This is a genomic window from Streptomyces uncialis (genome assembly GCF_036250755.1).
Taxonomy (GTDB): Bacteria; Actinomycetota; Actinomycetes; order Streptomycetales; family Streptomycetaceae; genus Streptomyces; species Streptomyces uncialis.
The window spans coordinates 4,958,403-4,971,912 of sequence record NZ_CP109583.1 but is presented as its reverse complement, the minus strand read 5'-3'; the positions used below and the strand labels follow the sequence as shown (position 1 = coordinate 4,971,912).

The window sequence follows — 13,510 nt, the reverse complement described above, 5'->3', positions numbered from 1 at the left end:
CAGGACTTTCAACTCCCTTGCCGGACAGCGCAGTTCTCGCGCGTCCCCACCGCGCTCCGCCCTCGCCCCGCACATGGGCCGGGCGGGCCGCACCTCCCGGGACCGACCCGCGCCGGCCGACGATCGTCCAGCCGCACCCGGGTCCCGCTACACCGCCGTGCCGCCGCACCCCCGCCACGCCTGCGCCCCCGCCACACCCTCGTACCGCCGCACCTCCGTACCGCCCCCCGGCCCCGGTGGACCCCGTCCCGCTACGCCCTCGTCCCGCTGCCCGAGCGCAGCAGCAGCGGGCCGCCGTGGGGACCGTGCGCGGTACCGGGTGCCGCCGCGAACTCCGCGACCGCCGCGTACCCGCCGGGGCCGCCGGACGTGGGTTCCCTCGGGGTCTCGCACACCCCGGGCTCATCGGCCGCGCCCACCGGGCACCGGGTCCGCAGGGTCTGCGCGCGGGGTGCCATCAGGGTGAGGACGGCCGTCAGTTTCGCCCCGGACGCGTTGCGGTAGTAGGTGCGCGCCCAGGTGTCGCCGTCATGGGCGAGGACACAGGTCTGGGCCTCCAGACCGTCGGGGGAGGAGAGTTCGGGGCCGCACCGGGCCCTCGGACGGGCGTCCGGCGGCGCGGTGCGGTGCCCTGGGGAATCGGCCATATCCGGGTGGCCGGGCGCCGGGCGGGGGTTCCCGGCCAACGCCGGGCCGTCCGGACCGGCCGGCGCACCCGGGCCGCCGGACACGCCGGGCGCGGCCGTGGCCCCGGTCCGCGCGAAGGAGTCGTCCGAGCTCCAGGGCCGGGCGTGCGCCCCCGGGCGCGCACGGGCATCCGCGGCCACGCCCGTCACCCGGGAGGCGGCAAGGCTCCCGCGTTCCGTGGCGGAGGAACCCCCCGGCGCTGCGGCGGCCCCCGCTCCCACGGAGCCCGCCTCGCCGTTCGTACCGTCCAGCAGTCCGCGGACGGGTCCCGCCGACGCCACCGCGAACGGCAGCACGGCGGCGAGCGCCACGACGCCCATGAGCATGACCAGGCGGGAGTTCATGGCCCGAAGATAGACCCCGGGCGGCCGCCGCCGGCGCTCACGCGCGCCTACGCGCCTACATCTCCGGCGCGCTCACACCCGTACGAGTGAGCGCGTCGACCACACCGTCCACCACGGCCTCCACACCGGGCACCCACGGGGTCGCGGAGCCGGGCAGCGGCGCGCGTTCCCAGCGGATCTGGCCAGCGCCGGTCACCGACGGCGGCAGGGCGATGTAGCCGCCCTCGCCGTGGAACCGGAGCGAGCCGGGTACGTGGTCCTTCGCGTAGAGCAGCTCGCCCAGTTGTTCCAGGGAGTACGGGGCGACGAGCAGCGCCCAGCGGTCCGGGGTCGCGATGACCGGACCGAGGCGCATCCCCGCGAGGTCGAGTGCCGCGAGGGCACGGGCTCCCGCGGGGGCGGGCAGGCTGACCGCGCACGGCGCGTCGCCGCCCGTGGCCAGGATGACGGGTGCGCCGGGCCGGTTGGTCCACCACCAGCGCACCATGCGCTCGTCGGTGGTGGCGGCCAGCAGGCCCGGATCGAAGGGGTGCGCGCCGGGTACCACGCAGTCGGGGTCGGAGCAGGAACAGCCGGCATCGCGCGGCCGAGTCCCCACCCCCGGGAGTACGGGCCACTGCCACTGGGTCGCGAAGGTCAGGGCCGCACCGAGGATCTCGGGCCGTCCGTCGTTCCGCCTGGACAGGAGCCCGCGTCGCCTTCCGAGGATCTCGCGCATGAGCGCTCGTTCCTTTCCTTGAACGCCGAAGACCACATCACAGCATGTATCGATCAGTTCACCGTGCGTACGAAGCGGCTGTTCACCGTGCACTCGTACTGGCGCGCCGGACGTCCCCGCGGTGGGCATGATGATCCCTGGGCCGGGCGTTGGCTGCGTCCGTATTGCGTCTATCAAAAGCATGGCCGTGGCGTGGGGTGGCGGCGCTCGGCGTTTCGCCGTCCCGCGTCGTACTCGCCGCCTGAGCCACGGAGGATGGGGCACGGTCACTGAAGGTTATGACGCCCGGTTCCGCCGCCAGGTTCCGGGACGCTCCCGGCCGCTCCTGGCCTTCACCGATTACGTACCCATCAAGACCGCTATGACGCTCCGTCGAACAATGCCAGTCGACCGCAATATGCCGTTACCAAGGTCGGTTTTTGGCCAACTTGCCTGACACTCAATACCGGTGGGACACCAGGCATCCCGGCAGGACAATGCTGGACATCCCCTTACCAGTGCGTGTAGATGTGGAGACATTGCTGGCGGCGCAGAATGACAGGGGGTTTGCGATGCTATTGAGCAATACGCACCGGCCCGGGAGTCGGACACCATGACAACCCCGCATCCGCCGAAAGTGGCCGGAATCGATTCCGAGGTCCCCGCGCCCGCACAAACTGTCGCGCCGGTCGCCGCGCCAGTACCCCCGGGAACCGGGCCGTCCGCCGCCGAACCGGGCGCCGGGGCGCCGGGCGACGGGCATCCCCGAGCCGGGGTCCCGCCCGCCTCGGCGGTCCTCCAGGACCGGCTCGCGGGATGGGTCTCGGACCTCACCACGCTGCACGAACTCACCGAACGGCTGACCCGCACCGGGAGCATCGACGACGCGCTCCAGGAGATCCTGCGCGCCGGAGGCGCCCTGGTGGGGGCGCGACGCGGACTCGTCGTCCTGGAACCGGCCGACGGGCTCGGGCCCGACACCATGGTCGGACTGGGCCTCGCACGCGCCGATCTAGGCCATATCGAGACAGTGCCGCGCGACTCCACCTCGTACGGCAGGCTCCTCGACGCCCCGGACGGCGAGCGCGAGATCGCGCAGCCCGACCTCCGCGCGGACGGCGCCCTCGACCCTCGCCACCGCGAGGTCGCCGACCGGCTCGGGTACGCGGCCAGTTACGCACTGCCACTGGCCGCCGGATCGGCGGGCAGGCTCGGCGCGGCGGTCTGGCTCTACGACGAACCCGCCGAACCGGTCGAACGCCAGCGGCATCTGGTCGGCCTCTACATCCGCCAGGCGGGCGAACAGCTCGGCCGGCTGCTCGATCTGGAGCGCGTCCGGGCGGCGGCCACGACGCTCACCGGGGAGCTGCTGCCCGGCCGGCTGGCCCGGGTGCCCGGGATGCGGCTCGCCGTACGGCACCACAGCGGGCCGCGCGGCGGCGGCGACTGGTTCGACGCGCTGCCGCTGCCGGAAGGGGCGCTCGGACTGTCGGTCGGCTCGGTCGGCGGCGCGGGTCCCAGCGCGGTCGCCGCGATGGGACGTCTGCGGGCCTCGCTGCGCGCGTACGCGGTGATGGAGGGCGAGGACCCGGTGGCGGTCCTGTCCGATCTGGAACTGCTGCTGCGGCTGACCGAACCGGCGCGCAGCGCCACCGCCCTGTTCGCGTACTGCGAGCCCGCCGCACGGAAGATCACACTGGCCGGGGCGGGACACTGCCCGCCGCTGATCGTCGGCGAGCGGCGCACCGAGTACGTGGAGACCTCGCTGTCGGCGCCGCTCGGGATGCTGGCGTGCTGGGAGGCACCGAGCGTGGAGCTGCGCCCGGAGCCCGGAGAAACGGTGCTGCTGTTCACGGACGGCCTGCTCCAGCGCACCGGGGACCCGATGGACCGCGCCTTCACACGGCTGCACGCGGCGGCGGCGAGTGTGCCCGCGCGGCTGCGGGACTCGCCGGAGGCCGTCGCCGACCATGTGGTGCGGACGATGCTGCCGGACGGCGCGGACGATCCGTCCAGCGACGAGGACGTGGTCCTGCTGGCGGCGCGCTTCGAGTAGCCCGAGTAGTCCGAGTAGCCGGAGCAGTTCGAACCGGGCGGGGCGCTTCGGGCAGCGGGCGGGGGGCTTCGGGGCGGTGAGCGGGGGCTTCGGGCTGCGCGCGGGGGTCGGGCGGGCGGGTTCGCCTGTCCCGTGCGGGGCGTCCTCGCTCGCGCCCGCGGGTTCTTGCCGGTGGGCGTACGGGTTCCTGTGCGGGTCGTTTCGTGGTGCGGGGCCGGGGGCTTCACGCGTTGGGCGCGGTACGGGGCGTCACGCGTTGGGCGCGGTACGGGGCGTCACGCGTTGGGCGCGGTACGGGGCGTCACGCGTTGGGCGCGGTACGGGGCGTCACGCGTTGGGCGTAATAAAGGGGAGAAGGGGCACCGGGGTGGCGGGCCGTACGGTCCGGTGCGGCGCGGGTTCGATCACCCAGGGCGAGGCCCGGTACGCCCAGCGTGTACATGGCACCCACAGGAACCCACCACTTCCGGCCAGAGCACCCTTCCGTACGACCGTACGATGGAGGGGGTCCAAAGCCGTATCCAAGGAGGAAGACCGTGTCGGAGGAGCTCGCCCCGGAGACCGCAGCAAGGCTGGCAGATCCGGAGAACCCGGAGAACCAGGCCATCGCGGACGCTTCGGAGGGCGCCGAGGAGGAAGAGCCGGTCAAGCAGCGCAAGAACGGGCTGTACCCCGGCGTGTCCGATGAGCTGGCCGAAAGCATGCGGTCCGGCTGGGCGGACACGGAAAGGCACGATCTCGCCCCCGTCGCACAGGCCGCCGAGACCGCGGCACGCCGTGCGGCACTGTCCGCCCGCTTCCCCGGCGAGCGGCTGGTCGTTCCCGCGGGCAACCTGAAGACCCGCTCGAACGACACGGAGTACCCGTTCCGCTCGTCCGTCGAGTACGCGTACCTCACCGGCAACCAGACCGAGGACGGCGTGCTCGTCCTGGAGCCGACCGCGACCGGGCATGACGCGACGATCTATCTGCTGCCCCGGTCCAACCGGGACAACGGCGAGTTCTGGCTCGACGGCCAGGGGGAGCTGTGGGTCGGCCGCCGCACCTCCCTCACCGAGGCCGGGAAGCTGTACGGCATCCCCGCCGCCGACGTCCGCACCCTGCCGGACGCGCTGCGCGCGGCCACCGGCCCGGTCCGGGTCGTCCGCGGCTTCGACGCCGCGATCGAGGCCGCCCTGACGGACAAGGTGACCGGCGAGCGCGACGAGGAGCTGCGCGTCTTCCTCTCGGAGGCGCGGCTGGTCAAGGACGCGTTCGAGATCGGTGAGCTCCAGAAGGCCGTCGACTCCACGGTCCGCGGCTTCGAGGACGTGGTGAAGGTCCTCGACAAGGCGCAGGCCACCAGCGAGCGCTACATCGAGGGCACGTTCTTCCTGCGGGCCCGCGTCGAGGGCAACGACATCGGCTACGGCTCGATCTGCGCCTCCGGCGCCCACGCGACCACCCTGCACTGGGTCCGCAACGACGGCCCCGTCCGCTCGGGCGACCTGCTGCTGCTGGACGCCGGGGTCGAGACCCACACCCTCTACACCGCCGACATCACCCGCACCCTGCCGGTGAACGGCACCTTCACCGCGCTCCAGAAGAAGATCTACGACGCGGTGTACGAGGCCCAGGAGGCCGGGATCGCGGCCGTGCGTCCCGGTGCGAAGTACCGCGAGTTCCATGACGCCGCGCAGCGGGTCCTCGCCGGGAAGCTGGTCGAGTGGGGTCTGGTCGAGGGCCCGGTCGAGCGGGTGCTCGAACTGGGCCTCCAGCGCCGCTGGACCCTGCACGGCACCGGGCACATGCTCGGCATGGACGTGCACGACTGCGCCGCCGCCCGTACCGAGACGTATGTCGAGGGCACCCTGGAGCCGGGCATGTGCCTCACGGTCGAGCCCGGTCTGTACTTCCAGGCCGACGACCTCACGGTGCCGGAGGAGTACCGGGGCATCGGCGTCCGGATCGAGGACGACATCGTCGTCACCGAGGACGGCCATCTGAACATGTCGGCCGCGCTGCCCCGGCGCTCCGACGAGATCGAGCTGTGGATGGCGAAGCTCCAGCAGGGCTGAGCGCGATGCCCTGACGGGGCCCGGCGGGACGGCCTCCGGCGGGGGCGCGGTCCAGCGGGACGCCCTCCGGCGGGCCGCGCACGGCCGACGGGCCCGGGACCTTCAGGTGTCCCGGGCCCGTCGGCGTACCTCCACATCTCCGGACGGGCACGCGTCCCCGGTCCGGCCCATCCGCCCTGGTTCGCCCCGGAGTTGGGCGTGACCGGTCCGCGGTCGTTAGGCTTCCGGGCATGGGTACCCGCGGGGGACGCGGCACCGGGGGCTCGTCATGACAGCCCACCACCTCCGCGGCCGTGGCCCGAGCCCGGGAGGTGGCCGATGATCGAACTGAACGATCCCCAGCTGGTCGAGCGGGACCTGGTCCTGACGCCCATGGGCGTCCTGCGGGACACCGGCGGGCCCGTGCCCGCCGGAGGGGACGGGACGGAGCCGCTGGCCGGGCGGGTCCGGGTCGGTGGGCCGCACGCGGTGCGGCTGACGCCCGAGGAGCTCGCCGCCGACCCGGAACTCGCGCGGTACGCCAAGGAGCAGGCCGCCCTCTACGACCACTATCTGGTCCGGCTCGCGATCACCTTCGCCACCGGACCGCGTTCCCCCCGGCTGGAGTTCGCCCATGTCGGGATCACCCTGTCGTCCACCGGCTGGGCGCCGCAGCCGGTCGTCCACTCGATGGACCCGCTGCGGCTGACCGACGAGGTGCGGTCCCAGCGGTCCTGGCGGCTCGGACCGCAACTCGCGCTGCTCGGCGCCGAGGCGTCCCTGGGCGAGCTCGGCCGGACCCGCGACTTCACCACCCATCAGCCGCTCGTCCAGGCGATGGACCTCGGCAGCGCCAGGCCCGCGTGGGAGTTCCGCCGCACCGAGGCGACCGAGCTGACCGGCAGCTATCCGCTCGGGCTCGTGGTGCGCTGCGGCGCCGGGACGGTGACCGAACTGAGCTGTACGGTCACGGCGGGCGTGAAGCCCGGCGGACCGCTGCGGCGTTACCGGCGCGAACTGCCCGACCCGCTGCGGCTGGAAGCGGTGCTGTGAGCGCGGACCGCGGGGGGTCCGGGCGCCTTGCCGGTGTCCGCGCACCGTCCGACGCCTGACCGGCCGACCGGACCACCGGGCCAGAGGGCCAGAGGGCCAGAGGGCCAGAGGGATCAGGAGGTCGGGGGATCAGCGGAATCAGGGGGGATCAGGGGGGATCAGACCGTCATCAGGGGTGCGTCCTCGGTCCATTTGAGGATCTTGTCGAAGCTGACGACGGCGCCGCCGCGGCCCGGGCGGTTGGTGAAGTGCACGTGATCGGCCAGCTCCCGGATGATCCGCAGTCCCCGGCCGTGCTCGGCGTCGTCGGACACCGGGGCCCGGGCGGCGGCCGGTCTGGGGTGCGGGGCCGACGGGAAACCAGGACCCGAGTCGGCCACCTCGATACAGCACTTCTCGCCGTCCAGGTACGCACTGACCCGGTACGCGCCCGACGCCCCGCCGGGGCGCGCCGCGCCGCCGTGCTCCACGGCGTTGGCACACGCCTCGCTGAGGGCGACCGACACATCGAAACAGATGTCCGGGTCGACCCCCGCCGTCTCCATCGTCCGCAGCAGCAGCCGCCGGGCCAGGGGGACGCTCGCAGCGTCGCGCCGCAAATGGAGAGACCACGAGATGCTCATGCTCCAGCCTCCTGGCTGCGGTTCGACGTACCGTTACGTATTGCCATCGGTGCGTGACCGCAATCGCGCGGCCGACGTGATGCCGCCCATACGGCGGAGGCGCACCGCCTCCCCACCGGGGCGTCCGGACGGCTCGCGGGCATCCCGTACGCCGGTCGTGACCGCCCGGCCGCCGGTCGGGCACCGCCCGTGGCCGGGACCTTTGGGACCTACCGGACCGTCCTGGACCTGCCGCACCACGGCCGTCGGCCCAGTGGGATGATGTCCCGGCCATGACTGCCCCCCACCAGCGCGAGGGACGCGCCGGAAGAGACCTCCGGCTGCTGCGGGCCGCGGTGTTCGCCGCGGTCTGTGTCGTGCTGTCCGCGGCCGGTCATGTGCTCGCCTCGTACGAGTCCGTGCCCCTGTGGTCGGTGACGGCGGGGTTCCTCGTGGTGTTCGCGGTGGCCGTGCCGCTGGCCGGACGGGCCCGGTCGCTGCCGGGCATCGCCGCGCTGCTGGCCGCCGGTCAGCTGACGCTCCATACGCTCTTCGGCATCGGCCAGCACGGTCCGGCCGTGCCGGGCGCGCCGTCCGACGCCTCGCTGATCGCGCAGGCCGCGCAGTTGATGTGCGGGGCGGGTGCCGTGGCCATCGGCCCGGCGCAGGCCCAGCGCATCCTCACCGACGCCCGGGTACTGCCCGGCGGCGGTACGGGCGGCGGCGCGGTACCGCACCACTTCGACCCGGCGTCCCCCGTGGCGTCCGGCTCCGGCTCGGTGGCCGATCTGCTGCCCACCCTGCCGATGCTCCTCGCGCATGTGCTGTCCGCCGCGCTGGTGGGCTGGCTGCTGCGGCGGGGCGATCTCGCGCTGGTCCGGCTGGTCCGGCTCTCCGCGCAGGGCGTCGCCGAGGCGGCGCTGGTCCGCGCGCTGCGGTCGGCGCTCGCTTTCGTCCGGTGCCTGTTCGCGGAGTCCGGCGGGGCGCCGTCGACCGGCCCCCGGCCCGTGCCCGCCGACCGGTCCGAGCCACCCGTGCCCCGGACCGAGGCACTCCAGCACTCGGTGATCCGACGGGGGCCGCCGTCCCCGGTGGCCGCCCACGCGCTCTGCGCGTGACGCGCTGACCCACCTCGCCCCGGACCGACGCCGACCCAGGCGCCGCGACCCCGGTGTGCCGACGTTCCTCCCCTGCCCCCGGAGCCCGTACCGGCATCCGTGACGGCATCCGCCACGGATTCCCTGCCGGAGCCCGTAGCGGCATGCGGGACGGCATCCGTACCGGACTCGCGCCGGGACGTGTGCCGGACCCTGTACCGGGATCCGTACCGGCACGGCCCCGTCGCCGTGCCGCCGGGGAGCGCCATGCGTCCGTACGCCGTCGTGTCGTGTGCCGCCCGCGATCGTCCCCCGGCCCGCCCGGCGCCCTGACCGGCCCGTGCGGTGTCCGTCGTGTCCTCCGGTGCCGGGTGGCACCTGTGCGCGCCTGCCGGCGTCCTCCCGGATGCCCGTCCCCGGCCGCGCGGCCGGCGGCAACCGCCGCCGTCGTCGCGGAGGAGTGCGGGGCGGTCCGGGCCCGAGGGCGCGCCCGTCGTCCGTCATGACCACCGAACCGCCATGGCCCGGCCATGGAACTGGAGTGTTTCCCATGAAGAAGTCCCGTGTGCCGCTGTACGCCGCCACCGTCGCCGCCACCGCGTCCGCGGTCGTCGTCCTGTCGTCGCCCGCGTTCGCGCATGTCTCCGTGCAGCCCGAGGGCGAGGCGGCCAAGGGCGGTTACGCCACGATCGGCTTCAAGGTCCCGAACGAGCGCGACGACGCCTCCACCACCAAGCTGGAGGTGACGTTCCCCGGCGGCCAGCCGCTCGCCTCCGTCCTGCCGCAGCCGGTGCCGGGCTGGAAGGCCGAGGTCACCAAGGGCAAGCTCGACAAGCCCCTGAAGATCCACGGCAACGAGATCACCGAGGCCGTCACCAAGGTCACCTGGACCGCCGACGGCAAGGGCATCGAGCCCGGCTTCTTCCAGCGGTTCCCGGTCTCGGTGGGCCAGCTCCCCGAGAAGGGCGACGAGCTGGTGTTCAAGGCCGTCCAGACGTACTCCAACAAGGAGGTCGTGCGCTGGATCGAGGTGCCCGGGGCGGGTGGCGAGGAGCCGCAGTTCCCCGCGCCCGTGCTCGCGCTGAGCGAGGCCGAGGACGACCACCACGGCTCGGGTGACGACGACAAGGCCGAGGACAAGGCCACCGCCACCGCCGGCAGCAAGGACGCGGAGGCCAAGGACGACAAGGCCGACGGACACGACGGGCACGAGTCCTCCTCGGCCGCCGGGTCCGACGACAGCGACACCACCGCCCGCGTCCTCGGCGTGACCGGCATCGTCGTCGGTCTGCTCGGCGCGGCCTTCGGGGTGTTCGCGAGCCGCCGCAAGAACAGCACCGGCTGACCGCCGGCCGTACCACCCGGGCCGATTCCACCGTCTCGGCCCGCCCCGACAGCCGGGACGCTCACGACGCACCTCCGGCCGGACACCCGGGTCCGGCCGGAGGCCGTCCACGGTCCCTCTGGAGAATGCAGTATGCGCAAGAAGACCCTCCTCGCCTCCGCCCTGCTCACCGCCGCCGCCCTCACCCTCACCGCGTGCGGCAACGGTGGCGACAGTGCCGCGGACAACATCCTTGAGGTCACCGCCGAGCCGGACGCCAAGGCCGCCACGCCCCTCGACTCCCCCTTCACCAAGCCCGACCTCGTCCTGACCGACACCAAGGGCAAGAAGTTCGACCTGCGGGCCGAGACCAAGGGCAAGCCGACACTCCTCTACTTCGGCTACACCAACTGCCCCGACGTCTGTCCGCTCACCATGGGCAACCTCGCCCAGGCCAAGAAGCAGCTCCCGAAGGAGGACCAGGACAAGCTCCAGGTCGTCCTCGTGACCACCGACCCGAAGCGGGACACCCCCGCCTCGCTCGGCAAGTGGCTGGGCGCGCAGGACCCCGAGTTCATCGGGCTGACCGGCGACTTCGCGACCATCCAGGCCGGGGCCCGGCAGCTCGGCATCGCCATCGACCCGCCCAAGAAGAACGCCAAGGGCAAGATGGAGTCGATGCACGGCAAGCAGGTCGTCGCGTTCTCCCCGAAGACCGACGACGGCTACGTCCTCTACAACGGCGACACCGCGACCATCGACGACTACGCCAAGGACCTGCCCAAGCTGCTCACCGGGGAGAAGCCGTGAGGCGCGGCGCCCTGACCTCGCTGGCCGCGGCGGCCACCGCCGGACTGCTGCTCACCGGCTGCGGCGGCGGGGCGTCCGCGTCCGGGGGCGAACCCGAACTGACCGTCGGCGGCGCGTACATCCCCGCGCCGCCCACCGCCGACCTGGCGGCCGGGTACTTCGTCGTCACCAACTCCGGCGGCGCCGACACCCTCGTGTCCGCCACCAGCGAGCTGGCGGGGACGGTCACCCTGCACTCCACCGAGGGCGGCCGGATGCGGGAGGAGAAGTCCTTCCCGGTGCCCGCCGACGGCACCCTCGACTTCGCGCGCGGCGGCAACCACCTCATGTTCGAGGACCTCACCCGCAAGCCCGTACAGGGCGACACGGTGACGCTGGAGCTGCGCTTCGAGAAGTCCGGGGTCCACACCGTCGAGGTGCCGGTCCGCGAGGCCACGTACAACCCGGCGAACGACAAGTCGTCGACTTCGTCGCACGCGCCGTCATCGCACGCATCCCCGTCCCAGCCGTCCGCTCCGGCGGACCATCACTGAGGGAAGGCCCGCCGATGCTGACCGTCGTTCCCCGTTTCCGGAGCCTGCTCCTGCTGTTCCTGCTCGCCACCGGTGCCGTGCTCACCGGTGCCCCGCCCGCGTCCGCGCACGCCGCGCTGACCGGTAGCGTCCCGGAACGGGGATCGGTGGTCGACACGGCGCCCGAACAGGTCTCGATCACCTTCTCCGAGAAGGTGGCCCTGGCCGACAACTCCCTGCGGGTGCTGGACCCGAAGGGCGAGCGGGTCGACACCGGACCGACCAGCGAACAGGGCGAGGCCGGCTACTCCGTCGCGCTGAAGCCCGAGCTGCCCGACGGCACCTTCACCGTCACCTACCAGGTGGTGTCGGCCGACAGCCACCCCGTGTCCGGCGCGTTCACCTTCTCCGTGGGCGCCCCCTCCGAGACCACCGTGTCCGTCCAGGACCAGGACAGCGGCGGAGCCGTCGGGGCCCTGTACGACCTCGGTCGCTATGTGTCCTACGCGGGCTTCGTGCTGGTCGTGGGCGGCGCCGCGTTCGTCCTGGTCTGCTGGCCGCGGGGCGCCGGGGTCCGGGCCGTCCAGCGGGTCGTGGTCTCCGGGTGGCTCGCGCTGACCGCGGCGACCCTGTCGCTGCTGCTGATACGGGGCCCCTACACCGGCTCCGGGAAGCTCGCCGACATCTTCGACCTCGGACTGCTCGGCGGGGTCCTCCAGACCAGGACCGGGGCGGCGCTGATCTCCCGCCTGCTGCTGCTCGCCGCCGCCGCGTTGTTCATCGCGGTGCTGTTCGGTGCGTACGCACGCGCGGTCGCGGAACGGGACGCCTCCGGCACCGAGCCGTCCGGGTCCGACCCCGCCACGTCCGGACCCGAGCTGTCCAAGCCTGCTTCCAAGCCTGCTTCCAAGCCTGCTTCCGGCGGTACGAAGCCGGTCGCGAAATCGGCCGGTACGAAGGGGACCGGGGCGAAGCCGGTCGGTACGAAGCCGGTCGGTACGGGAGCGACCGGTACGGAGGCGACCGGTGCGGGTGCGGTCGCTACGGGTGCGGTCGCTACGGAGGGCGCGGACCCGGGTGTGTCCCAGCGGGACCTGGCCTTCGGGCTGAGGGTCGGCGGATTCGTCGTCGCCGCCGGGATCGCCGCGACCTGGGCCCTGTCCGAGCACGCCTCGACCGGTATCCAGACCGGCCTGGCGATGCCCCTGGACGTGGTGCATCTGCTGACCGTCGCCACCTGGATCGGCGGGCTCACCACCCTGCTGATCGCCCTGTACCGGGCGCCGTCCCTGGAGACGTCGGCCGTCGAGCGGTTCTCCCGGATCGCCTTCGGCTGTGTGGTCGTCCTCGCGGTGACGGGGCTGTACCAGTCGTGGCGGCAGGTCGGCTCCTGGTCGGGCCTGACCGGCACCGACTACGGGCGGCTGCTGATGACCAAGATCGTGCTGATCGCCGTCGTGATCGGCATCGCGTGGTTCTCCCGCCGCTGGGTCGCCCGGCTGACGCAGCGCCCGACGGACCTCTCCACGGACCTCTCCACGGATCTGTCGACGGACCCTTCGGCCGATCCCGGGGCGGACCAGGACGGGAGCCGGACGCCGGACGGCCGCGGAAGCGGCACACGGGCCGGTTCCACCGCCGACGGCACCGGCAGCACCGACGGCACCGACAGCCCTGACGGGACCGACAGCGCCGTCGGCACCGCGCCGGAACCGGACACCGCGCGGGCCGCGCAGCTCGCCCGGCAGCGGACCGCCGTCGCGACCGCCCGCGTCAAGCGGACCCGGGACGCCGACCCCCTGCGCTCAGGACTGCGCCGCTCGGTGTTCGCCGAGGTGGCCGTCGCGGTGGTACTGCTCGGGGTGACCACGCTGCTGACCGCGACGGAGCCCGCCCGTACCCAGGAGTCCGCCGAGCGGGCCGTCCGTACCGCGGGCGCTCCGGCCGGGCCGCTCAGTGTGCGGCTGCCGTTCGACACCGGCGGCCAGGACGGCAAGGGGGTCGCGACCGTCGATCTGGAGCCCGGCCGTACGGGCAACAACGCCCTGCATCTGTACGTCGAGCGGCCCAACGGCAGCGGCTTCGACGTCCCCGAGGTGCAGGTCGCCTTCACCCTGAAGGCGAAGGACATCGGCCCGCTGCCCGTCACCCCGGACCGCGTCGCCACCGCGCACTGGACCGCCGCCGGGGTACAGCTCCCGATGGCGGGGGACTGGGAGATCGCGGTGACCGTCCGTACCTCCGACATCGACCAGGTCACCGTGAAGAAGACCACGAGGATCGGCTGAACCA

At 73.3% G+C, this 13,510-nt stretch carries 11 protein-coding genes; 8 read left to right on the top strand and 3 right to left on the bottom strand.

Annotated features, from left to right (window positions below):
• Positions 1 to 251: 251 nt before the first annotated feature.
• Both OG711_RS20615 and OG711_RS20610 read right to left on the bottom strand, forming a co-directional pair.
• A complete protein-coding gene (locus OG711_RS20615) occupies positions 252 to 1,031 on the bottom strand; it encodes a hypothetical protein (protein WP_329560009.1) in 780 nt (259 codons plus the stop codon).
• Positions 1,032 to 1,086: 55 nt separating this feature from the next.
• Positions 1,087 to 1,749 (bottom strand): bifunctional DNA primase/polymerase, encoded by a 663-nt coding sequence (locus tag OG711_RS20610; RefSeq protein WP_073787370.1) that lies wholly within the window; start codon positions 1,747 to 1,749, stop codon positions 1,087 to 1,089.
• Positions 1,750 to 2,341: 592 nt separating this feature from the next.
• On the opposite strand from OG711_RS20610, the gene OG711_RS20605 reads away from it, so the two are divergent.
• The 3 genes from OG711_RS20605 to OG711_RS20595 all read left to right on the top strand — a co-directional run bounded on the left by OG711_RS20605 (position 2,342) and on the right by OG711_RS20595 (position 6,873).
• Positions 2,342 to 3,784, top strand: coding sequence for a PP2C family protein-serine/threonine phosphatase (locus OG711_RS20605; protein ID WP_329560008.1), 1,443 nt, complete (start codon positions 2,342 to 2,344; stop codon positions 3,782 to 3,784).
• Between the two features lie 572 nt (positions 3,785 to 4,356).
• A complete protein-coding gene (locus tag OG711_RS20600; protein WP_073787852.1) occupies positions 4,357 to 5,841 on the top strand; it encodes an aminopeptidase P family protein in 1,485 nt (494 codons plus the stop codon).
• Positions 5,842 to 6,159: 318 nt separating this feature from the next.
• Positions 6,160 to 6,873 carry a hypothetical protein gene (locus tag OG711_RS20595; protein ID WP_329560007.1) on the top strand — a complete coding sequence of 238 codons (714 nt, stop codon included), beginning with the start codon at positions 6,160 to 6,162 and terminating at the stop codon, positions 6,871 to 6,873.
• A 158-nt stretch (positions 6,874 to 7,031) separates the two neighbouring features.
• Here OG711_RS20595 and OG711_RS20590 read toward each other — a convergent pair whose 3' ends face one another.
• Complete coding sequence (locus OG711_RS20590; RefSeq protein WP_329560006.1) at positions 7,032 to 7,496, bottom strand: ATP-binding protein; 465 nt, start codon at positions 7,494 to 7,496, stop codon at positions 7,032 to 7,034.
• 272 nt (positions 7,497 to 7,768) lie between these two features.
• Between OG711_RS20590 and OG711_RS20585 the strand changes: the two genes are divergently transcribed.
• The 5 genes from OG711_RS20585 (at position 7,769) to OG711_RS20565 (ending at position 13,506) form a co-directional block, all read left to right on the top strand.
• Positions 7,769 to 8,593: a hypothetical protein gene (locus OG711_RS20585; protein ID WP_329560005.1), complete on the top strand. Its 825-nt coding sequence runs from the start codon at positions 7,769 to 7,771 to the stop codon at positions 8,591 to 8,593.
• 529 nt (positions 8,594 to 9,122) lie between these two features.
• Positions 9,123 to 9,917 (top strand): YcnI family copper-binding membrane protein, encoded by a 795-nt coding sequence (locus OG711_RS20580; RefSeq protein ID WP_329560004.1) that lies wholly within the window; start codon positions 9,123 to 9,125, stop codon positions 9,915 to 9,917.
• Between the two features lie 132 nt (positions 9,918 to 10,049).
• Complete coding sequence (locus OG711_RS20575) at positions 10,050 to 10,706, top strand: SCO family protein (protein WP_073787358.1); 657 nt, start codon at positions 10,050 to 10,052, stop codon at positions 10,704 to 10,706.
• The gene (locus OG711_RS20570; RefSeq protein ID WP_329560003.1) at positions 10,703 to 11,239 is read left to right on the top strand and encodes a copper chaperone PCu(A)C; all 537 of its coding nucleotides are present in this window, start codon (positions 10,703 to 10,705) and stop codon (positions 11,237 to 11,239) included. The genes OG711_RS20575 and OG711_RS20570 overlap by 4 nt, the downstream gene beginning before the upstream one ends.
• 14 nt (positions 11,240 to 11,253) lie before the next feature.
• The gene (locus OG711_RS20565; protein WP_329560002.1) at positions 11,254 to 13,506 is read left to right on the top strand and encodes a copper resistance CopC/CopD family protein; all 2,253 of its coding nucleotides are present in this window, start codon (positions 11,254 to 11,256) and stop codon (positions 13,504 to 13,506) included.
• Positions 13,507 to 13,510 lie beyond the last annotated feature (4 nt).